Raw genomic sequence first — 22,673 nt, 5'->3', positions numbered from 1 at the left:
AGAACTTAAGGAGGTTCACGCAAATGAACTATATAATCGAACCAGGGAAAACAAATGCACCTGTTTTCATCACCCTTCATGGAACAGGCGGAGATGAGCATTCCCTACTTCCAATTGGCAAAGAGCTGAATGCAAATGCTACGCTGATCGGGATTCGCGGGACAGTTCAAGAAAGCGGCATGAATCGTTACTTCAGAAGATTAGCTGAAGGTCTTTACGATGAGCAAGATTTGGAGCTGCGAGGAAAAGAGTTAGCTGATTTTATCTATACTTTAGCAGAGAAACACAACTTTTCACTAGATCAAGTCGTTTTGATCGGTTATTCCAATGGTGCAAATATCGCTATCAACTTGATGTTGAGAGATGCTAGCTTCAAAAAAGCTGTTTTGCTACATCCGATGTACCCAATTGAAGTTGCAACTCCGCAACATCTAAAAGATACACACACATTTATGAGCTTTGGTCAGCACGATCCGATCGTATCCGTTGAGGAAAGCAAAAAAGTATTAAATCTATTTGCTGAGAATCATGGCAGTGTTGCACATATCTGGACGGTAAGTCACCAATTGACGTATGATGAGATTGCCGCAGCTAAAAAATGGTTAGAGGCTCTATGATTTTTTAAATAATAAAAGAACCGATCTGTTTTTTTTCACGGAGAAAAGGAACAGATCGGTTCTTTTATTTACTCATTCTTGATCGGCTGTTGCGTATCTTGACATTTTTTTAGCATGTTATATAATCCATCTCTATCTATCAGATGAACACCCGTTTTGATTGCCAACTCTTTAGCTGGTTTGGTAAAGTAACTATTAGTCACAACATAGACATCATCTAATCCATAATAACTTTTCCCCGCATGTGCCTCCTGAACTGCTTTATTCCCGACTTTCTTTTTATATCGTTTACACTGATAATCTAATTTTCGATGATCGCTCCGAGCTAAAACATCGATTCCTTGGTCTCCTTGATATTGTGTAAAAACGACTGCCTAACAAGTTAAATTGGACAAATAACATGTGAGGCGGTCGCTCTATGACTAAATTTTCTATTTGTCCGTTAACGTTGTAGCTATTCAGCAGACTGAGAGGAGCCCTAACTTTTTTAAGATAGCGCAACTCATATTTTTTTAAAGTTCACTAACTTATTTTTCATTGAAATTTTTCCCACTTCATACCCGTAAGCCTTCGCTTCTTTCTTATAATTCAAGAAAGAATGATCGATCGGAAAACCTAGAATAGCTTCTATCTCTTGATAACTAAAAGAAAATGTTTCTCTTCCGTCCTCTTGCAATGCTTCCCATAACTTATTATATTTGCTCATTCCTTTTTCCCTCCAAAATTTAGTTAATGAAAAATATCAACTTTACCGATACTCGTTGATTCAAATACTTTGGATGATTTCATCCAACTGCGGAAAATACAATGCATCATTTTCCTCAACAGCCTTGATTATATCTTGCTCATTTTCAGTCCTATTCTTTACATCCGCTTTTTTTGCCTTATTATATAAGGCTTTGATCAACATTTTTTGCGTAAAAGATAATTTCTTCATATCAAGCTTTCCACGTATACTAAATAGATTCAATAATACAATCGTAGAATCAGCCAATGATGATTCTACGTGATTTCTGATATTCTCGACATTACTTTCACGATTAGGATCATAAAGTCCAATTGTAACGATCGTTAGCTTTACTTTGTTACTCTTATTCAGCTTCTTAACAAGTGAATCTAAACCAAAAACCGCTCCCATATAAATCGGTGCTACAAATAAGACTTCCGCATCATCAGAAGAACCATTGAATTCTTTTTCAGAAACTATCGTATAGTTCGTCTCTCGTGAAATGCGTAAAGCAACACTTTCACTTGCTCCATGCCGTGTAGTATAAACAATTATTTTATTGCCCATGGTCTAATCCCTCCTCTTTCTTCTGTCATGAACATGTTTTTGTGATCGATTGATCAAGCAATTGCTGACTACCATTCTTTCCTTCAATCTACAGGTCATCTTATAAGAAAATCAACTTTTATAAAATCGAATTCGATCTGTATCTGCTGGTATCTGATCATAAACTGATTCCCAGACACCATTTCGATACACTTCATATTCTTCAAATAAAAAAGGGAGACCATTTGATTTGGCAATATCCGAGCTATCCATCAATTGAAAATGTAAATGAGGAGATGTAGAATTCCCTGAATGTCCAACATTTCCTAGCTGTTCCCCTTTTCTGACTCGATCCCCAACAGCACCTTTGATCGAATTCGTTTGTAAATGAACAAATGCCATATAGACATTATTTTGACACTTCATAACAAGATAGTTTCCGGCAATTTGACTGAAATCATCTTTATATTCATTAAATGAGTGAGCATTTTTTATAGCGATTGCTGAATCTACTACCCAGTGCACAACAGCACGTTCTGGAATACCATCTCTAACCGTTACGATTTCACCATCACAAGGCGCAAAAATCGGTTCTCCCCAGCAATAGCATTTATCTAACGGTACGCCAAAGAAAAAATACCTAGTGAAGCTAGTGCTGTAAAACGGCTTTCTTTTATTTTCCCAATCCACTTGCACAAAATCAAATGCAAACCTTAATCCCATTCGATCTGTACCATGACTAGGAATTCTCTTTGCGGGTGTCGTAGGTGCTTGCCATTCACCTCTAAGTGGAAATTCTATAATAATCGATTGATTCAGGTCTTCGTTCATCATTTGCACCTCCTTTTAAAGAGATCTTTTCAATCCATTTTTTTAGAATAGATAGGCTTATATTTTTTGAGAAATGAGTTCTTGTTCAACTATTTAAAATTTCTTCGATATCCACTTTAGATAACTTATCATCTTTAAACTTCCTAATCGTTCTTCTATCTTAAATTTTTTTGATCACTTTATCATCTACTTTCCACTTTTATTTTTGACTATCTTTGTTTTAACTTATTTAACTTTAAGGTCTCTTGTAAACAAAGAGCTCACTATTCATTCAGTCTATTAATAGTGAACTATCTCTCTTCTGTAAATCAATAACTTTCAGACTACACTTTTCTGTTTATCTTTTCACTTTCATTAAACTTAATAGTATTTTCAACAAAGAGAATCATGATTTTTAGGACAGACACTTATTTGTTCTATTGAAAGTTTCGTTGAATATGGTTAATAGAAAATATTTTACTAAAGATGTAACACAAATATTTTCCTGTCTTGATCTGAGTGAACACAATTAAATTTTAATTTATTAAGAAATTTAATTGAAGAATAATTACTATTTTCTACTTCTGCTTCAATAGATTTAATCCCATTTTCTTTTAGATAATTGATAGTAGCGTTAACTGATTCATAAGCATATCCTTGTCGAGCTTCCGATTGACGTACTGAATAACCTATCCAACAACTGTCCTTCTCTTGTTTAAGATAAATATCACCAATTAAATCGCCATTTTTCTTGCTTACGATAGCTAGTTGTACACCACTCTTTAAAGATTTTTCACCTAAAAGTATATCTGCATATTTTTGCTTCGTCAGTCCTTTTAAACCTTGATGTCGCATCCAATCCATATCATTTCTATATTCCATAAAACTATCAATATCACTTTCTTTAAACCGGCGTATCATACACCGCTTTGTGTGAATTTCCAGATTAGTCGACATTTTCCAACAAAACTCCCTTCTTCCATTTTCACTAGCAAAAATCTTAATTTAAATTCATTTGTAAATTGACAAGCTTACAATTTCTTGAAATTCCCCTTTTTCTTTCATTGAATTTTTTCCAACTTCATGTAGTAAGGGACAACTACTATTGTTTCCCCAAGTCCAAGTTGTCGCTTCCTGCTTTTTATCTTCTTTCTTTAAAACTCTTGCGTTTTTATATAACAGTTTACACATCCAGTGTTGTAGCAATTTTTTTTAATGTATCGATACGTTCGGCTAATTCGACTGTATTCATTTTAGCCATTTCTAAAGAAAGGATCAGTTTATCACAGACAGAAATGATATCCTCTGTCGGTTCAGGGGTGTTCAAAATGGCTCTTACATCATGTTCTTCTTTACGATCAATGGAATGAAGTAAGCGAAGAATGGACTCTAATGAATATTTTGCTGAACGCAATATACGAATGATTTTTAGTCGCTTCAAATCATCTCCTGAATAAATACGATAGCCATTTTCACTTCGCTTTAACGATAACAAGCCATTCAGCTCCCAGTTTCTTAAGGCATCTGTTGTTACGCCTAAGTAATCCGCTGCTTCACTCCGCTTTAAAGAAATGTCTTCCTCTTCGATCGTTCCATTGATCATATCTTCAACGATATGAATCGCTTCATCCGCCTCATCGATCTCTTGATCGATCGCCAATACATAATCGTCGAGCAATGTTGTTGCAGCAGTAAATTCATATTTTGCCAAAGCTTTGATCAGCTCTCTCATCATTGCTCTTAATCCAGATTGGAGCACCTCGACCTGGAAAGCAATTTTTGCTGTTTTAATCAATTCAACATGATACTCATTGTATATTCTATAGCCATTTTTAGCTCTTTGTGGCTTAGGAATCAGTTCCCACTCCTCATAGCGTCGAATCGTGTTAGGATGAAAACCAACTATTTTTGCTACCTCAGACGTCTTATATGTTTCCATCTGTTTTTCCTCCATCATTTGAGATAAAAAGCGTTAATTCATGAAGTGCTCTGGAACAGCTCGTGTACAGAAGATTACTTTTTGCTTCTAATTGTTCCTTCCTAATATCTGTCAGAATCACTTGGTCGAATTCCAAACCTTTAGCAAATTGAGACGTCGTGATAATGATCCCTTCTGTCATAGCTGTGGACTGCTTCCCAAAGCGAGTGACCTCATAAGAAGAGAGGCTTTTTTCAATTTTAGCAACTTCATCCCACGTTTGGCAAATGATGCCGCAAGTTCTATGAGCTGACGTTTCAAAACTTTCTACTATTTTGGTTAGTTGTTCTTGTTTTTCCCTTAGATGATCAACATAGATCAGCTGAACTTCTTTATTGTGACGTTCAATCGGAGTCAGTGCCTTATTTGTCGTAAATCGTTTAGCAAATTCAATTATTTCATAGCTGGAACGATAACTGGTATTGAATTTGATCACACGGTTGTTTGGAATTACTGTTTGCAGCTGCTCTAAAAAATTTATTTCCGTTGTCAGTAAATCATGATTGACATCGCCACAAATTGTTTTTTGGCAAGGAAACAAACGATCCAACACATAAAAGTGCAACGGGGAGTAGTCCTGCATTTCGTCAATAACAAGATGCTTGATTTGATGATTTGGAAGAATTCCCTCGATGTTCATTTTGAGATAGAGGTATGGAAATAGATCTGCATAATCAATCTTATTTTTGTGCTGATTAAAGGAGATCCTTTCTGCCGTCAGGAAGTTCACGTATTCAGTCCAGCTAGTTGTGACTTGAAGCCGGTCTCGTAATTCTTTTTCTATTGCTTCTCTTACATGGCTCTGCTCAATTTCAGATACATTTTTGCTTAATTGCCGAGCTAATTGCTTAGTTTTAGGGAACAGTGCACTTTCTGTAAGAGTATTATTTGCTTTTTCCAAGTCTTTTTTTGAAAATGTGTACTGATGATCAACTACAATATCTTCAAAAAACAGTCTATTGCTTAGCTGTTGGATATGGTTTTTCAAGGACAAAAAGAATATCTCTGATCGTTTATACAAATAGGTTTGAGCCTCTTTTGACTTTGGCTTTTCTACAATTCGATTTATTTCATCTTGTCTGTCAGTTACTGTTAGCTTTTCGTCAATCATTGGTTGGACAAGCTGCGTGATTTCAAGCTGATTTAGCTCATCTTCTCCCAATTCAGGCAAAACAGTCGAAATGTAACTGGAGAAAACATCATTAGGTGATAGAATCAAAATATCTGAAGCCTGCAGCTCGTCTCTTTTTTGATAGAGTAAATAAGCGATTCGATGGAGAGCGATAGAGGTTTTTCCAGAACCAGCAACCCCTTGTATGATCAAGTTTTTGGTTTTCACATCTCGGATAGCTTCATTCTGTTCTTTTTGAATCGTGTGAATAATGGTCTTCATTTCATTAGACGTATTTTTACTCAACTCATTCATCAAGAAGTCATCGTTCACAGTATCATCTGTATCGACAACAAATTTGAGCTTTCCCTTTTCAATTTCAAACTGCCGTTTGCCTTTTACATACCCGTGGAATTTCATGCCTAGTGATTCGTAATAAGCATCACCTAAGCTAAAATCATAGTATAGAGAAGAAATTGGGGCGCGCCAATCATAGATCAGCTGCTGTCCTAGATCATCCGCAAATCCATATCTGCCAATATAAAATTTTTCTATCTCATCTTCATTATCGAACTGAAAATCGATCCTTGAAAAGTATGGTGTTTCCTTCAAATAAGCTAGTTTTTTTCTGATGCTCGTTTCAAAGCTATTACGATTATCGATAAAACTTAGGTTTTGTTGGTGATTATAGACCTCATACTTATCCAACTCATTTTTATAATCAACTGTATATTTTTTTAGATTCTTATACGCTTGCTCGTTCGCATCGACAGTTCCGTCGATTTGTTTCATTTTTGCTTTAATTTTTTCAGTAACTTCTGTTAGATAAGTATTTTCTTTAGTGATTGACATATGAAACGCCCCTTTCTCATTGATCTTATCAAAAAAGGGTACATTGGTGGTATAGTGTAGGGTTTTGCCTATCTAAAATAAGCAAAACCCTTTTTCTGTTACTTTTCACTCAAAATAATTTGTTTATTGTCTTTCGTTCAATCAATAATCCTGATCGTCGATTTCACTGACTGCTTTTTCAAAATCTAGCTGATGTGCTAAAATTTTCTTTTCTTTCACTGGGAAGGTTTTGTCAAAATCATCTAAAACGGATTCATCTGGATACATTGCTTCTGAAAAATGAACGCTCCCGCTTATGCCATCTAATGCGCCTTCAAATAAGGGTAATGCCATTACGCCAGTATAAAATTTACCATCAGGCATGGATATATTGTATTTCTTTGTCCCTACAAATCCATATGGATGGTAATGATACGTGAAGCCGCCAAGAATGATCGCATTAAAACCAAGTCTTTTTGCTTCAGCAAGTGAGTGCTCAATCAACATTCGACCGAACCCTTGTCGATGATACTCTGGCGAAATACTAACTGGACCAAAAGTAATGATTGGATGTTCACGCCCATCCTTATCGATCACTTTCGCTTTTGTATAGAAAATACTGCCGATGATTTGATTGTCTAATTCAATAACAAAGGACAATTCAGGGATAAAGTCAGGATGCTTTCTAATATTGTGAACAATGAAATGTTCAACTGCTCCTGGGAAATATAAATTCCAAAATGCATCTCGTGTGATTTCTTCCACGATTCTATGATCTTTTTCTTCTTCATGTCTAATCGTAATAGTCATTATGTTCCTCCTAGTAATGTCATTTTCATTTTTACAAAGAGATACCTGTCTAAATAATTCAACCATCTAAATAAGTACAAAAAAGACGATAGTTCTATACTATCGTCTAAGATTACAAAAAATCCTATGATCCGACAGATATCACTTCTCCAAGCACAACAAATAAACCTTCGTTTATTTGTTATTCAGCTTATTGATTAGATACCTGTGACACTCACCAGACATGCTCCATTCATTTTTAGATGGTTCGATTATTTTCGAGTTAAGTATAGCAAAAAAGAATTGCTATTTCAATCGTTCCTTCGGATAAAGTTTATCCACTCTATTTCTTTACCGTATGAATCACTAGCTATATACAACTATCTTTATTCCCATCTAAAATAACGCACAGCGATAAAAATGCCAATAATAGAAATAGCTGTTAACAGTAGAATCATGTAAAGTATCCCGCCTTCTTCTCGAAATGTGACGGCCTTCAACAATTTGATTCCTTGCGTCAACGGCATGATATCCGCCGCTTTTTGCAATCCTTTCGGCATGATTTCATAAGGAACTGTTGCTCCTGATAAAAAGAACATGGGAAAAAAGATTGCTGAATTTATAGCACCTGTTGCCTTCTCGCTAGGAGACAAGCTAGCTACGATCAACCCAATAGCATGAATGGAAATCATCACTAAAAGATAAGCTGGGATAAATTGCAACCAGTTACCAATATAAGAAAATTGAAAGAAAACGACTAGCACGCCTAATAATAGAAGCATCGATACAAGGCTGATCGTAAAGCAAAAAAGTAAATGAGCCAAAAGTAATTGGATCGGACTGATCGGTGTTACTTGATATCTTTTCAATATTTTTCGTTCTCGATAAGAAGATAATGCAAGAGGCAGACCCATCACACCTGCTGAACAAATCCCCACAGTGGAAACTGGTACAAAAGCCGTATTCAACGACTCATTACTAGAATCCATAACCCCCATAAGACAAACAATACCAAGCGGAACAAAAATGCCAAAAATAATGGAAGACATTTCTCTTATCGATAATTTTGCTTCTGATTTATAGAGTAACCAAAATGTCTTCATCTCAATATTCCTCCCCAATAAGTGTTAGAAAGGCTTCTTCAAGTGAGTCTTTTTTACTTTCTAATACGATTTCTGCTACTGTACCGCTCGCCACTTCTTTGCCCTCTTTTAGGACTAAAATACGATCACATAAGGTTTCTACTTCATCCATATAATGTGAAGTCAAAAAAATAGTCACGCCTTTTTCTTTAAGCATCAGCAAATATCGCCAAACGTCTCTCCTTGCTTTGGGATCAAGGCCAGTTGTCAACTCGTCCAAAAACATGATCTCCGGATTTCCCATGATCGCTAATACGATACATAGCTTTTGTTTTTCTCCGCCTGATAATGTGGCCAAAAACGAATTCAATTTTGCTGAAAGACCAAATTCATCCAGTGTTTTCATCCAATCAATCGGATTTTCATACAAGGAATGAGTAATTTCACAGATTTCTTTGACCTTCAACTGATTTTGAAAAGCCGCTTCTTGAAATTGAACACCCACATATTGAAAGAGCTTCTTTCGCTCTTTTCTTGGGTCTTTGCCTAACAAAGTGATACTTGCGGAATCATATTTTTGCGTACCTAAGAGGCAATCGATCGTGGTTGATTTTCCCGCTCCATTATGACCGAGTAGTCCAAATATCGTTCCTTTCTCTACAGTAAAACTCAATTTGTCAACTGCACGTTTTTCTCCAAATGTTTTTACTAGATCTTTCACTTCAATTGCTTTGTTTTTTTGATCGATCATCTTTTCCCTCCAATCATTTTCTAGATTGATTCTAGCTGAAAATGATTGGAAGGTGGTCTAGTGGAGGGTTTTCAATAATGGAAAATTTCAAAACGAATACCATCTGGACTCTCAAAAAATAATGCGTAATACCCTGGTGCGATCCGCTCTTTGTATTCCTTAGGCTTGCCATGAAGAATTTTTACACCCAACGCTTGAATTTTTGGGAAAATTTCATCGACCTCTTCTTTGCTGCCTGCTTTAAACGCAATATGCTGAAGAGAACCAGGCTTTCTTGCATCAACTTTTTCTTTAGCAAATGTTCTTTTGGGCGAAGAAATGCCGAAATCAAATGTATCACTTAAATATTCGATTACTTCCATATCTGCATGCTCTAAATAACCGGAGTACTTCTTCTGGATATCGAAACCTAAAAGTCCAAATAGCTGATCATAAAACGGCTCGGCCTTTTTTACGTCATTTACTTTGATTTGTATATGATGGATATTGTAAGTCATAACGTCTCCTTCTCTCTTATTACTATAAAGCTATTTTGTATGTTCTATTTTAAAAGGCGGCTGTTGTATTGCTTTATTTGCTAAATCAACTAAGCGATTTTGATCATCGTCTGCTGCGATTCGATTTGACTTTAAGGTTCCGCAGTTTCTGCAACGATGAATGATTGCCCATTCACCATCTGTTTTAGGCCAAATACTGATTGCATCCATTTTTCCTGTTCAACACTCTTTTTGTCATTCAAATATTAGACATAAAATTCCTGTTGTTCATTCTACCTCAAGTAACTTCATTAATTTGGAGAATGCAAGCCTAATTTATTTCCCTCTGTATCCATAAACAATGCAAAATAGCCACTTTCATCAGCATGGGGCGTTTTTTGAGCAATAATTGTTCCACCATTTTTCTCGATTTTATCTAGAATATTCTGAAGATCATCACCGCCATCAAGATAGATCGTTACACCATTAGATGAAGGTGTATAGCCCTCTCCTTCCATTAATACCGCCACAACCGTTTGCTCTTCCGTTGGAAATAATCCTAGTTTCATTTCTGGAAACTCCATTTTTTCAATGGTGATAGCCAAAATTGATTGATAAAAATCAACGGCTCTAGAAATGTCTATTGCTGGAATTTCTATGATAGATGCATAGCTTTTCATATTGATTTACCTCCATTTTTTATTTGAGATCTTTTGTCTGAAAGAGTTTCATGTTCCTTCAAATCATCTCAAACATATTTTACTATGGAATCAATGATTAATATTGTTCTAGATTGTGTTTTTCAGACTCGATATTAAGAGTTTCGCTACACTTAGCAAAATGGGAGGATCTTCCGGTATAGGCGGTCTTAGATTTACTGTATAATGCTTTCCGGAGCATGCGGGAAAAGATAATTTTTCCATTACCCTTCCTCTTAAACAGTTCTGCAAGTTAAAGTAGGAAAAAAGAGTGGTTGAACGATCAATCGCACAAACTAGTAGGTAATATTCCCCATTTGGTACGTTCTTCAATACGTTCAATTTTGTTTTTTTAGTAGCTATTCCGGATATCGGTTTATGATTTGGGATCGGTGTGCGGAATAATCCGATAAAGAATAATCCTTTTTCAACGTTTTCGGGAACTTCGATCGTTACATTACAATAGGATGTATCTTGTTTTTCATAATATTCCACTGCATGATAGTCATTGCTGTTTTCGAAACTTTTTACTTCAGAGAATAATCCATTCATTTCATTTTTGTACTTTTTCGGAGCGCTTCCTGTGAATTTTTTAAACGTATTCGTAAAACTGCTGCTACTTTCAAAATCTGAAATATCTTGTAGTTCAATCATTTTTTTTGGTTGATCGATCGCAGTAATTGCCTTTTCTATTTTCAAACTTGATACATATTCTACAATACTGAATCCGTTTATTTCTTTAAATTTTCTGCTGAAATAATATTTATCATAACCAAAATGATTGGCGATTTCTTCACTTGTCATTTTTTTAGCTAGTGCTTCTTTTTTTATAAAGTCAATAATGTCAGGCATCATACTTTTCAACCTCTTATTTCCTCCCCTCAAAAGTCTAAGAAAATCATTTCGATTTATCCCCTTCATCAAGGGGCACTTATCGAATCAAATACTGTATCTGCCCTTTACAAAAGGACTGTCTCAAGATTGCTTCTGACTTTTCGATCGATCTCAGCAATTTCTTTCTGTCGCTTGTTCTGTGCATTTCCTATTTTAGTCATCCAACTGGTATCTTTCAAGTTCTTTTGAGAAAACGTACTCGTCTTTGAATCGAAACCTTTGACTCGTGAGACTTATGCTAAACCTTGATTGACGGCATTTTGTAAACTCGTGATTCCTGTAAAAAGTGTAGATGAGAAGGGATGAAGTTAAAGAACCGCTTGTGTTTATACTTATTTTGCCGCTACAGCTCTTCTGTTTCTTCCCTATCTTCCCTAATAAAATAATCTAAACAATCCATACGCTGATTCCCAAGAAAGAGAAGTTCTTGATCATTTTCTTCGATTCTTTGTTCATCTCGGAAAAATTTTTCATAAAAAATAATCCCCCAAAATTGTATTTTTACGTACAACCTTGGGGAGACATCCAAACTGATTTTTAATTTTATTCGTACTCTTTAAAAACGCTTGATTTCACATCTATTTCTTCTCTTCTTGCACAAATAGTTTTGAAGCTTTCAGATAGTGATCTGTTCGTTCTACTATTCATATTTATACTACGTTAACAGAAAAAGCAGCTTTTTTGTTCTCTCTGCTGCCAAGCGCAAATTTGACTCAGCATTTTTCAGAGCTTCGTTCAAAGTCGAAACCTCATTTACAATCGGAATAATCACTGATAATCCAGCTTTTTCAAATTCATCAGATGTCCCTTGCATCGCACCAACAAACACGATAACAGGAATCTGGTACTTTTGCGCTATTGCGCCGATGCCTACAGGAACCTTGCCCTGCAAACTTTGGCTGTCGATTTTTCCTTCGCCAGTAATAACAAGATCAGCATTTTGAATTATTTCTGGTAAATGGGACAGTTCAGCAATCAAGTCTAAGCCAGAGACTACTTTTGCATGCAGGATTGTTCGAAGAGCCAAACCAATTCCACCAGCCGCTCCATCCCCTTCTTGCGAGTCAGTTTCTGCCAGCAGTAATTGACTATAATGTTTCATCGCCTCTTCAAAAGCAGCTAGCTCATTGACTTGCAACCCTTTTTGCTCACCAAATAAATAGACTGCTCCTTTTCTGCCTGTGATCACGCTTTTTACATCTGCGGCAGCAATGAATTCAATCTCATTTAGATTAATTGGCATCTTTTTGGTATCTACTCGAGTGATCTTTTTAAAATTACGAGGAATCGGTGAAACTAATTGATTTTGGTTGTCGAAAAATTCAACACCAAGACAGGCTAATAAACCAATTCCGCCATCGATCGTTCCTGTTCCGCCCAAACCAATAATGATTCGCTTGGCTCCTTTTTGTGCTGCTGAGAGAATTTGTTCCCCTAAGCCATAAGAATTGGTATTTTGGGGATGTGTTTCAGGTATTCCTTTTAAAAACTGAATCCCACAAGTTGCCGCAGATTCGATCACTGCTGTTTTTTCTTCCTCCAACCAACCATAATCAGCCGTTATTTCATCGCCTAATAAATTATGACACTTGGCTGATATCACTTCACCATCAGCATTCGTTACAAAAGCCTCTACCGTTCCTTCCCCGCCATCAGCAATCGCAACTTGCGTGACGTCTACTTTTTCATCTCTAAAAACATCTGCCACAATTTGATTCGCTTGCTTGCTCGTTAAGGATCCTTTCATTGAATCGATCGCCGTCACAATTTTCATTTTTTCACCCTTTTCTGCAAAGAAACTGAACAGCTAGACTAGCTGTCCAGATACTCATTTATTTTTTGATGCTGACTGTCACTATTTTATTTGCACCGATTTGTTCAGAATCATTTTCCAAGATGAGCTCTTCGTTTAGTTGATAATGATCTGGTGCTTGAACCTCTTTTAGCCTTAAGCTTTGATCATCTTTAGCTGGATTGAAAAATCTCGCTAAAAGGTGCGAGCCCTCTTCTGCTTTTTTGACTACACTTAAAATAAGTGTATCATTTTCTTGACGGAACAGCGAATATCTTGTTGGTGCCTGTAACGTCGAAGGGTTCAGTTTCATTGCATTATACCCCATCTGATTATAGGCTAAAACTGGTGTTAGGTATTCTTTAGCGTATTTTGCTGGATTCGCTATTTCGATCGATTCATTCGAAAATAAAAGCGCAAAGTCTAACTTAATTGTTTTCAACATTTGCGAATCAGGAGTCGCCAGTTTTATTCCTGAAGGTCTTCCTGGACGACGCACTAAATTTTCTTTCCCCAATACACCAACGCTTCTAAACAATGTGATCGCCAAACAATCATAGTGTTCACCGATGACTTCATACTCTCTTGAGCTATTTGTTAAAACGGAGACCGTCCGCTCACTATTTGTTAATGAAATGTTCGTTAAAAATGGATAGATTGCATCCGGACGTTCATCCCACTCTTCTTTTTGCCAAAATGCCATCGCTTCATCGATCACCGGACGTTCAACTGTCCCAAATTGATTATCTGCGATAGAAAAGCTCGAAGCAATTTCTGTCGGCAATAATAAGCGCATCCGATGATCTTCACATTGATTATTTACTTGAACAGACAGTTGGAGGATTGGCTGATTTTCTAACGCTTGAATGGTAAGCACCAGCCCGATTTTCCCTGTCGCCTTTCCACTTTTACGTTCTGCAAGATTTTTCGCTAATGACCACTCATAAGAAATATGCATCGAGCTTGCAAATAAACTATGCTCATAAGAGATATTTGCTGTGACTTCATCTTTTGATAGACGAGGTCGATCATTTTCTAAGGGTGAAAAATCATACTCATCACCATCATCCGCTACATCTTCCACTGCAAGAATATCTTTATACTCCTGATTATTTCGTTTATCAAGAACTGTTATTGTACCATTAGGATTACCGAAAATCTCGAAATACTCCGTATCTATAAATTCTTTTTCAATCAACGCCGATTTTGGAAGACTTTCTGCTGTTTCTATATACACTACTTCATAGCCCATTGCTGGTAATTGTTTTTCAAAGCGAATCGTATATTTAATAAATGGTTCATAGTTCCCGTAATGTACGATCTGTCGGTCGATCAATCCTGGATCGATTATTTCTTGCTGAATGATCTCAAAAGGAAGATTTTCCCCTCGATCATTCACTAAATGAAGAGCTGAGCGTTTGGAAATAATCTCCGTTGTTACGACTTCAGTTCTTTCATAAGGCAATAGATTAAACAATACCAGTTTTTCTGAGTCCTCTTTATCAGGCGTACTCTCTGAAATTTTTCGTTGATAAAATTCGATCAGACGATCCGTACGTTCTTCAGCATTGATAAAACGCGCCATGATTTCAAAGTGCACTTTATCCGAACAACAGCAGCCGATACTATCATGTGCATGATTTTTCATGATTTCTTTCCAGATCCCTTCGATCAATCCATGATGATATACGTGCCCTAGTGAATAAGCAATCGCTGCTAGAGGTTCTAAACTGTTCGTAAGCTTATTTTCAATACGCGCATTCGCTGCCTTGATATCCATTCTTGTCGAAAAAATGCTACGATGAACACGACTATATTTCCCATCAATAAATTCCCCTTTGACCGTTGGTAAGTCCGTCTTCTTCTCTAAAATATCAAACACATTCTCATAGCGACTAAGGAAAAATTTTCTTTCGGGATATAATTCTTCAAGCGTTTGAATCACTTGAAAAATATTCTTTTGTATCGGCATTTGATCGTGACCATTTGGAATAATTTCTTCATTACTTGTTGCCCCATGATCAAGAACGTTAAAATACTTGTCCATTCGTTCTTTCAGAACATTTTTATCTTCCGGAAGATACTTTCCAATGGCATATCCTAATGGAAATAGTTGAGTCAGAACTTCAGACCCATCGTTTCCTTCCCAATAAAATTCCGTTTTGTCTGTGCCATGACGTTCAGAAATCCCCCGCCAAAAAATCGCTCGTTGAATATTGAACCCATTTAAAATTTGTGGCATCTGTCCGCTTTGACCAAAGGAATCCGGTAAATAGCCGATCATCATTGGATCACCCAATTCTTTACTGTCCTTGATACCATAAAGTAAATTCCTGACGATCGATTCTCCGCCTACAACTAGCTCATCTGTTTGGCTATACCACGGACCAACAATCAGTTTTCCAGCCTGAACAAGCTTTTTGACCCGTTCTTTCTGATCTGGACAGACCGCAAAATAGTCTTCTAAAACAGCTGTTTGTCCGTCTAATACGAAATAGGGATACTCTGGATCATTTTCTAACATCTCTAAAATTTCCGCCATATTATTCACTAATAAAATTCTAGATTCCTCTGTTGAAAAATACCATTCTCGATCCCAATGCATATGGGGCACAATGTGTACATTCTTCATAAATTCTCTCACCTTATCTATTTGCTTGTTTTCGCAATTTATGTTGTCTTGTTACAATCAATAAAATAGTAGAAACCGCCGCACCTAAAATTGCTGCGCCTAACCAAATGAACGCGCCCATTACACCGCTATAGTCACCTTCTAGTAAAAACATCGAGAAAATTCCGGCTCCTGGAACATTCAAGCCAAGTCCCGTATAAGCAACGATCGCTCCAGTGATGATAGAGCCTCCAATAAATGAACCAATCACTCGAATCGGATCGCCCATCGCAAATGGGATCGCTCCTTCAGTAATTCCTGCTAAGCCTAATAACCACGTTTGATTGCCGATTTCTCTTTCTTGTTCAGTAAATAAATTTTTCTTCAATAAGCACGCTGCGGATAAAGAAAATGCAGAAACCATTTTAACCGAAGCAAATGTACAATAAGGAATAAAATTACCATTTGACATCGCCGCAATACAAAATGCATAGGCAGCTTTATTGACAGGTCCACCCAAATCGAATGACACCATCGCTCCTAATACAGCGCCCAGCAATAACGCATTTGTTCCTTGTAAAGTATCTAACCAGCCGATCAATCCATTATTGATTGCTGCAACGGGTTTGCCAATCAGAAAAAGCATGACCACACCAACAACCAGTGAACCGATCACCGGATAAACCCAAAAGGTCACAAAGCCTGAAAAAACACCTTTAGCCTGAATATTTTTCTTCATCCAGTTCATCAAGAAACCAGCAAGTAAACCGGCCAACATCCCGCCAAGAAATCCACTATTGATCGTCATCGCAGCTAAACCACCAGCGAAACCTGGGGTCAAGCCTGGTTTATCCGCAATCGAATACGCCATATATCCTGCCAACACAGGAATCATCAAGCTTCCTAATAATCCGCCGCCGAGCCCTTTTAGCAAAAATAACCAACTGCCTTCAGTTGCAGCGATCTCCTGCAACCCAAATAATTGAGTGATCAACACTGCAACCGTTGAAATCATTCCGCCTGCAATGATGATCGGAATAATATAGGAAATTCCTGTTAAAATTGCATCTTTTATCTGCTGACCGATCGATTTCTCTTGTTCATCAGTATCGTCAAAATCTGCCACATCATCTCCACTAGGTACATAATTCTCTACCTTATCCAATAGTCGCTGAACGACTTCATCAGGATGTTTGATCGGCTCTGCCACTGTGGTATCGACTTTAGGAAGCTTCGCAAAGCGCTCCATTCCTTTAAGAGACACGTCATGAGCCAAAATAATTCCCACTGCCTCATTGACTTCTTTTGCCGTGATCCTGTCTTCCATTCCTTTCGCACCTTGCTTCTCGACCCTAGCCTGATAGCCAAGTCGGTTCGCTGCTTTGGTGATCGCCTCAGCAGCCATATAAGTATGTGCGATGCCTGCAGCACAAGCTGTGATTCCTAAGATCAATCCTTTGTCCCCTTGAGAAACCGTTGTAACTTCGTCTGATTCATCCAGTAAAGTCAACATCTCAGAAGCAGTTTCTGCATGCTTGAATCGTTCTAAATAATCATGATCAGAAAGTCGACCTGCTAGTTTTGCAAGAATATCTAAATGAGTGCTGCCTGCTTCTGCCTCCGGAATTGCCAACATAAAAATCAACGATACTTGATTCGTAGGATCTAAACTAGGATAATCTGCTAATGGCTCCTTCAATCTCAGTATCGCAAACGACGCTTCCTTGACTGCTGAAGATTTTCCATGTGGAGTCGCCAGCCCATTTTCAAACCCCGTCACCGACAATGCTTCTCTAGCTTGAACTGCTGCTAAAAATTGCTTAGAATCTGATACCTTCCCTTGTTCATAGAGTTTTTGCGTCATAAATTCAAAAACTTCTTCACGTGTTTTAAAGGATGCTTCTAAAAAAATAAGTGCTTCTGACGTTGCGTGTGCTAGATTCATATTCTTTCCTCCTCCTTATGGCTAAACTTTAGCACTATTTAGGCTCAGAACTTTGATTTTTAAGAAAAATAAACCCCTTTCATTCTTTTGAAAGAGGTTTATGTGTAATTTTACACGTCCATTGATCTCACGAATCGATATAGGTTTCAAAAAGACTGTTCATAATGACCAACAGCGGCGTTTTGTCTGTGATATTGTAATGATTCCTGATCACTTCAGGCGAATAACAAAATAAACTGATGTCCGCTAATCTCGCTAAAGAATTGCTGCTTAAACCTGTCAGAGAAACCACCTTATGTTGATGCTCATGCGCCAATTTCGCTAATTCTAATATTTGCTCCTTCTCTCCTGAAAGACTAATAAAGAAAAAAACTTCCTCTGTTGCATGCTGGATTTTGTGCCTTAACTCATTCGCATATGTATAAAAAAACGCCTTATCATCTATTGCATAAAAATTATCAACGACGATCTTTGCTGCATAGGCGGTTTGACCGATCGCAAAAAAATTGATCCGTTTTGCAGCTTTGAATAATTGCACGACGAGCTTTTCCCGCTCAAAATCAATGAGTTCAAAATTTTTAACTAACAGTTCTTTCTGCTTGAATGAGTTATCTGAAGGCTGTTCACTTTCTCGTTTTAGCTCATTTTTCAACTCAGAATACCCAGAGTAACCGAGCTTATGGCACAACCTAGTGATCGTATTTGGAACAGTGAAAAAAAGAGAGGCAAGCTCTATGATCTTCATTTTGGAAACACTCGCTTTATTTTTAGCGATATAGGCTACAAGCTCGTCTTCTAAATCAGTCAAACGATACTCTTGATTGATCACTCTTTGCTGAAACTCCATGAACACCCCTCCCCTTCAAGATCTGTATAGTATGATTATAACGAGCGGTCAATCAAATAGCTAGAATTTAATTATTTGCATTTTGCTAGGTATTTTTTGTAACGATGCAACGTTGACTAGCTATCATTTCTCTTAAATAGTAGATCTATCGTCCAATTCAGTAAATTACAGAACTCAAAATGTCTAATTGATCTTGTGCTGTTCTGTGCCAAATTATTTTTCTATCATCGCCTAGCATTGAGCAATCTTTTTTCATTAACATGATAGTTTACTTATATCCTTCAAGTGTTCAAAAAGAGAGCAATTTTTATGATCTTATTACCTGCTCGATCTCAACTAAATTAAATCAATTCGGCGAATGTAACCCTAGTTTGTTCCCTTCAGTATCAATAAACAATGCAAAATAACCAATTTCATCAGCATGAGGCGTTTTTGGAACCACGATCGTGCCACCGCTCTTCTCGATTTTATCCAGTATAACCTGAAGATCATCTCCACCATCAAGATAGTTTGTCACACCATTTGATGAAGGTGTATAGTCCTCTCCTTGCATTAATACAACTACAACCTGTTGTCCTTCTGTTGGGAATAACCCCATTTTCAACTCTGGAAATTCTAAGTATTCAATTTCAATACCCAAAATCGATTGATAAAAATCAATGGCTCTTGAAACTTCTAGTACTGGAATTTCTAATATAGATACGAAACTTTTCATATCGACTTACCTCCATTTTTTATTTGAGATTTTACCCTAAAAGTTTAGTGTACTTTCAAATCTATCTCAACTATATCTTACTATGGCATCCACGATTAATATTGTTCTAGATTGTGTTTTTCAAACTTGATATTAAAAGCTTTGCTACACTTAGCAAAATGGGAGGATCTTCCGGTATTGGCGGTCTTAGTTTTACTGTATAATGCTTCCCAGAGCATGCGGGAAAAGATAATTTTTCCATTACTCTTCCTCTCAAACAATTTTGCAAATTAAAGTAGGAAAAAATATTGGTTGAGCGATCAATAGCGCAAATCAGTAAATAATATTCACCATCTGGCACGTTCTTCAACACATTCAATTTAGTTCTTTTAGTAGCGACGCCAGATATCGGTTTATGATTTGGGATCGGTGTGCGGAATAATCCGATAAAAAACAATCCTTTTTCAAAATTTTCGGGTACTTCGATCGTTACATTACAATAAGAGGTATCTTGCTTTTCATAGTATGCCACTGCATGATAGTCATTGCTGCTTTCGAAACTTTTTACCTCAGAGAATAATTCAGTCATTTCGTTTTTGTATTTTTTAGGCGCACTTCCTGTAAATTTTTTAAATGTATTCGTAAAACTGCTACTGCTTTCAAACTCTGAAATATCTTGCAGTTCAATCATTTTTTTGGGTTGATCGATCGCAGTAACTGCCTTTTCTATTTTCAAACTTGATATATATTCTGCAATGCTGAAGCCATTTATTTCTTTGAATTTTCTGCTGAAATGATATTTATCATAACCAAAATGATTGGCGATTTCTTCACTGGTCATTTTTTTAGCTAGTGCTTCTGTTTTTATGAAGTCAATGATATCAGGCATCATGCTTTTTATCATATTGTTTTCTCCTTTCTTAATTTTCAGAAAGTTACTCAAATTTATTATGGTTACTGATGGGATTACCTATCAACTTCAGATACTTTTGCTACTATAACTCTCTTTTTCGTGGAGTAATTCATTTATAATCAGTTGATTTTTTTCATGTTCGTCTTGATTCTCAACGTTAGACTATTTAAACCTATTATATACTAAAAAAAGCTGAGTAAGTTCTACTTTAGAACATTACTCAACTTTTCAATATTTTATAAAATTAAATACCTACAAGACCATTACTAATTAAAACAATTTCTCAGCCATCTATACATTATTCTTTTTATCAGCTAAGTAATTTCGAGCAAGGTCCCAAACATTGTCTTCATAATTACTAAAAACTGTGAATATATCTTTTTCCAACGGATTGAACAGTGAAATACAGGAAACACCGGGATCGCAACCTTCAATATAAATATGCGTATGTTTTTTTGTTGGATTCACCAACCAAATTCCAAGTCCGTATTGTTCTTTTTCATTTCCTGCATGTTTTTTAATCATCTCTGAAATGCTCTTTTCAGATAAGATTTCATAGGAGAACAGTCCATCCCAAAAGTTACAAATGTCCATTACTGTTGTATAGCACCCACCTGCTCCTGTTCCTTTACAATCAATAGAATAAATATTACTACGAGGGTTTTCACCTTGTTCTTTTATATAGCCAATTGCTGTATTCGCAGGTAAATTGTCCAATTCAAAATATCCAGTATTTGACATATGAAGTTTATCAAACACCATGTCTTTCAAAACTTGATCAAAATGACAATTCGTTATTTTTTCAATAATATCTGCTAAAAGTACATATCCTGCGTTATTATAAATAAATTCTCCTCGTCTTTTGCTATCTTGTTTTTTATCAATAAACAGTGGCATTATATCACTATTTTTTCGAATAGAGTAATTAGGTATCTTTTGCCAAAGTTGCTCGTAATCCGCCTCAATCGATTCATCAAAATAGTCCTGAATACCTGAAGTATGGGTCAATAATTCGTATATAGTTATATCTCCGTCGATTTCTTTTAAAGAAGTACCATAAAAATTATTCAAGGTTGTTTCTAATGACAGTTTCTTTTGCTCAATAAGTTTCATTATAGCCACTGCCACAAATATTTTTCCCATAGAAGCAGTGCCAAACTTTGTATCAATATGAATAGCTAACTGATTTGATTTATCACGATGTCCATACATTTCAATCTGAAATTGCTGCTTCTCTCTTTTCAGAATAATTCCTGAAAATTCATTCTCTTTCTTCTCATTTTCCAATACTTTCACCTCCAATTATATATAGTTTGTTACTAAAAGTTCTTCAATTGCTACTTCATCTAAATTCATTACTTTATTGATCACTTGTTTATACAAAAAAATCGAATTGTTTGATCAAGATTTTACAAATAAATAGTTCTAAATGATGAATCGAATTGATATTTTTAAGAAGTACTAAAGTGAAATTAAAAATGTACTAGAGGTACTTTATTCTAGGGCGACTAGAGTATTTATATAATCATATTTAAAATGTTGAATTGAAATACTTACGGTTTTAGTGACGTCTACAATTTCAAATTAAGGATTTCTTTATGCATTGACTCCATTCTTTTTCAAGAAAACAAAAGCCTAGAGGGGATTTCCTCTAGGAATCATACTAATCGATTTAATTCTTTGAATTTTCTTCACCAACATTAGCTAACAAACAACTTTTTAGTAGTAGCTTTGTTTAATACTCTCTTTCTTACTAAATAGTTTCTTTATTTCCCATATTTAATGAAGTGTTTAAGATATTTGTATATTGCAAACATAGAATATACTATCACTATTACAACTACTGGAATGATTAAAAATCTCGTTTGAATACCAAAAAACATTAAAATATAAACGATTATTAAAAAGCCACCTACAAGAAAAGCAATAGATGAAGCTCCTATTGCACCTTTTTTTTGAACTTCAATCGGCTTATCTTTAAAAGTATTCCCAGCAACTATTCCATACCATTTGCCTCTTCTAAGTTGAATACCAACGATTACTAATAAAAGCCCAATAACAACTAACATGAACAACACTACCACCTCCTTCGATCTCTAAAGTTGAATTATTTTATTTGCCAATTGATCAAAATAATTATCATGAGTCACGACAAAATAAATTTTATTGTTTTTTGTAGCGGCTAAATATTCAAGTAAGTTTTCAGTTGACTGTTGATCCAATCCTGAGAATGGTTCATCTAGAATCATTATTTTCTTATCTCTAACAAAAGCTATCATTAAATTTATTTTTTGTCTTTCACCTCCAGATAAAACTCTAACATTTTTTTGAGTTAACTTATCATCAATACTTAAAATTTGCTTCATTTTCATATATATATTATTATTTCCATCACTTAAAAAGGCATTTTCTTCAAGTGAATTTTGAAAAATATATGAGGTTTGTGTTGCAACAGATAATTGTTCTCTAAAAGATCTTTTTTCAACTTTATTCAAACCGATGAAATATATCATTATATTCCATAAGTAAAAGAAAGATGTAAAGAAAAATGATTAAAATAT

Annotated in this window: 25 protein-coding genes; 1 reads left to right on the top strand and 24 read right to left on the bottom strand. The window is 35.9% G+C overall.

What is annotated here, in order from left to right; translation table 11 throughout:
- Positions 1 to 23: 23 nt before the first annotated feature.
- Complete coding sequence (locus CC204_RS01820) at positions 24 to 617, top strand: alpha/beta hydrolase (protein WP_088268541.1); 594 nt, start codon at positions 24 to 26, stop codon at positions 615 to 617.
- 68 nt (positions 618 to 685) lie between these two features.
- Here the strand turns inward: CC204_RS01820 and CC204_RS01815 are convergent, their stop codons facing one another.
- The 24 genes from CC204_RS01815 to CC204_RS01700 form a co-directional block, all read right to left on the bottom strand.
- Complete coding sequence (locus tag CC204_RS01815; protein WP_088268540.1) at positions 686 to 955, bottom strand: restriction endonuclease; 270 nt, start codon at positions 953 to 955, stop codon at positions 686 to 688.
- 164 nt (positions 956 to 1,119) lie between these two features.
- Positions 1,120 to 1,323: a hypothetical protein gene (locus CC204_RS01810; RefSeq protein WP_088268539.1), complete on the bottom strand. Its 204-nt coding sequence runs from the start codon at positions 1,321 to 1,323 to the stop codon at positions 1,120 to 1,122.
- A gap of 60 nt (positions 1,324 to 1,383) precedes the next feature.
- A complete protein-coding gene (locus CC204_RS01805) occupies positions 1,384 to 1,911 on the bottom strand; it encodes a flavodoxin domain-containing protein (protein ID WP_088268538.1) in 528 nt (175 codons plus the stop codon).
- A 111-nt stretch (positions 1,912 to 2,022) separates the two neighbouring features.
- Positions 2,023 to 2,724: a M23 family metallopeptidase gene (locus CC204_RS01800; RefSeq protein WP_227011215.1), complete on the bottom strand. Its 702-nt coding sequence runs from the start codon at positions 2,722 to 2,724 to the stop codon at positions 2,023 to 2,025.
- Positions 2,725 to 3,180: 456 nt separating this feature from the next.
- Complete coding sequence (locus CC204_RS01795) at positions 3,181 to 3,657, bottom strand: GNAT family N-acetyltransferase (RefSeq protein WP_227011214.1); 477 nt, start codon at positions 3,655 to 3,657, stop codon at positions 3,181 to 3,183.
- A gap of 226 nt (positions 3,658 to 3,883) precedes the next feature.
- A complete protein-coding gene (locus tag CC204_RS01785) occupies positions 3,884 to 4,639 on the bottom strand; it encodes a MerR family transcriptional regulator (RefSeq protein ID WP_088268535.1) in 756 nt (251 codons plus the stop codon).
- Positions 4,626 to 6,641 carry a HelD family protein gene (locus CC204_RS01780; protein WP_088268534.1) on the bottom strand — a complete coding sequence of 672 codons (2,016 nt, stop codon included), beginning with the start codon at positions 6,639 to 6,641 and terminating at the stop codon, positions 4,626 to 4,628. The genes CC204_RS01785 and CC204_RS01780 overlap by 14 nt, the downstream gene beginning before the upstream one ends.
- A 141-nt stretch (positions 6,642 to 6,782) precedes the next feature.
- Positions 6,783 to 7,430 carry a GNAT family N-acetyltransferase gene (locus CC204_RS01775; protein ID WP_088268533.1) on the bottom strand — a complete coding sequence of 216 codons (648 nt, stop codon included), beginning with the start codon at positions 7,428 to 7,430 and terminating at the stop codon, positions 6,783 to 6,785.
- Between the two features lie 365 nt (positions 7,431 to 7,795).
- Positions 7,796 to 8,512, bottom strand: coding sequence for an ABC transporter permease (locus CC204_RS01770; protein ID WP_088268532.1), 717 nt, complete (start codon positions 8,510 to 8,512; stop codon positions 7,796 to 7,798).
- Position 8,513: 1 nt separating this feature from the next.
- Positions 8,514 to 9,242, bottom strand: a complete 729-nt coding sequence (locus CC204_RS01765; protein ID WP_088268531.1) for an ABC transporter ATP-binding protein — start codon at positions 9,240 to 9,242, stop codon at positions 8,514 to 8,516.
- A gap of 71 nt (positions 9,243 to 9,313) precedes the next feature.
- Positions 9,314 to 9,739 carry a VOC family protein gene (locus tag CC204_RS01760; protein WP_088268530.1) on the bottom strand — a complete coding sequence of 142 codons (426 nt, stop codon included), beginning with the start codon at positions 9,737 to 9,739 and terminating at the stop codon, positions 9,314 to 9,316.
- A 30-nt stretch (positions 9,740 to 9,769) separates the two neighbouring features.
- Positions 9,770 to 9,949, bottom strand: a complete 180-nt coding sequence (locus tag CC204_RS01755; RefSeq protein WP_088268529.1) for an RNHCP domain-containing protein — start codon at positions 9,947 to 9,949, stop codon at positions 9,770 to 9,772.
- A gap of 80 nt (positions 9,950 to 10,029) precedes the next feature.
- The gene (locus CC204_RS01750) at positions 10,030 to 10,398 is read right to left on the bottom strand and encodes a VOC family protein (RefSeq protein ID WP_088268528.1); all 369 of its coding nucleotides are present in this window, start codon (positions 10,396 to 10,398) and stop codon (positions 10,030 to 10,032) included.
- Positions 10,399 to 10,506: 108 nt separating this feature from the next.
- A complete protein-coding gene (locus CC204_RS01745) occupies positions 10,507 to 11,271 on the bottom strand; it encodes a helix-turn-helix domain-containing protein (protein WP_227011250.1) in 765 nt (254 codons plus the stop codon).
- A 382-nt stretch (positions 11,272 to 11,653) separates the two neighbouring features.
- The gene (locus CC204_RS21095) at positions 11,654 to 11,821 is read right to left on the bottom strand and encodes a hypothetical protein (RefSeq protein ID WP_157894222.1); all 168 of its coding nucleotides are present in this window, start codon (positions 11,819 to 11,821) and stop codon (positions 11,654 to 11,656) included.
- Positions 11,822 to 11,965: 144 nt separating this feature from the next.
- Positions 11,966 to 13,084, bottom strand: a complete 1,119-nt coding sequence (locus tag CC204_RS01740; RefSeq protein ID WP_088268526.1) for a glycerate kinase family protein — start codon at positions 13,082 to 13,084, stop codon at positions 11,966 to 11,968.
- A 58-nt stretch (positions 13,085 to 13,142) separates the two neighbouring features.
- Positions 13,143 to 15,734, bottom strand: coding sequence for a mannosylglycerate hydrolase (mngB, locus tag CC204_RS01735; protein WP_088268525.1), 2,592 nt, complete (start codon positions 15,732 to 15,734; stop codon positions 13,143 to 13,145).
- 13 nt (positions 15,735 to 15,747) lie between these two features.
- The gene (gene mngA / locus CC204_RS01730; protein WP_088268524.1) at positions 15,748 to 17,658 is read right to left on the bottom strand and encodes a PTS 2-O-a-mannosyl-D-glycerate transporter subunit IIABC; all 1,911 of its coding nucleotides are present in this window, start codon (positions 17,656 to 17,658) and stop codon (positions 15,748 to 15,750) included.
- 127 nt (positions 17,659 to 17,785) lie between these two features.
- Positions 17,786 to 18,505 carry a MurR/RpiR family transcriptional regulator gene (locus CC204_RS01725; RefSeq protein ID WP_088268523.1) on the bottom strand — a complete coding sequence of 240 codons (720 nt, stop codon included), beginning with the start codon at positions 18,503 to 18,505 and terminating at the stop codon, positions 17,786 to 17,788.
- 346 nt (positions 18,506 to 18,851) lie between these two features.
- The gene (locus CC204_RS01720) at positions 18,852 to 19,220 is read right to left on the bottom strand and encodes a VOC family protein (protein WP_088268522.1); all 369 of its coding nucleotides are present in this window, start codon (positions 19,218 to 19,220) and stop codon (positions 18,852 to 18,854) included.
- A 106-nt stretch (positions 19,221 to 19,326) separates the two neighbouring features.
- Positions 19,327 to 20,103, bottom strand: coding sequence for a helix-turn-helix domain-containing protein (locus tag CC204_RS01715; RefSeq protein WP_227011213.1), 777 nt, complete (start codon positions 20,101 to 20,103; stop codon positions 19,327 to 19,329).
- A gap of 300 nt (positions 20,104 to 20,403) precedes the next feature.
- Positions 20,404 to 21,399, bottom strand: coding sequence for a serine hydrolase domain-containing protein (locus CC204_RS01710; protein ID WP_088268521.1), 996 nt, complete (start codon positions 21,397 to 21,399; stop codon positions 20,404 to 20,406).
- 479 nt (positions 21,400 to 21,878) lie between these two features.
- Positions 21,879 to 22,187, bottom strand: coding sequence for a hypothetical protein (locus tag CC204_RS01705; RefSeq protein WP_162288304.1), 309 nt, complete (start codon positions 22,185 to 22,187; stop codon positions 21,879 to 21,881).
- 21 nt (positions 22,188 to 22,208) lie between these two features.
- Positions 22,209 to 22,607 (bottom strand): ATP-binding cassette domain-containing protein, encoded by a 399-nt coding sequence (locus CC204_RS01700; RefSeq protein WP_157894221.1) that lies wholly within the window; start codon positions 22,605 to 22,607, stop codon positions 22,209 to 22,211.
- Positions 22,608 to 22,673: the final 66 nt, after the last annotated feature.

The sequence above is a fragment of the Enterococcus wangshanyuanii genome, assembly GCF_002197645.1.
In the GTDB taxonomy this organism is placed as follows: Bacteria; Bacillota; Bacilli; order Lactobacillales; family Enterococcaceae; genus Enterococcus_L; species Enterococcus_L wangshanyuanii.
The sequence above is the reverse complement of the archived record's forward strand: the minus strand, read 5'-3'. Positions and strand labels throughout refer to the sequence as shown.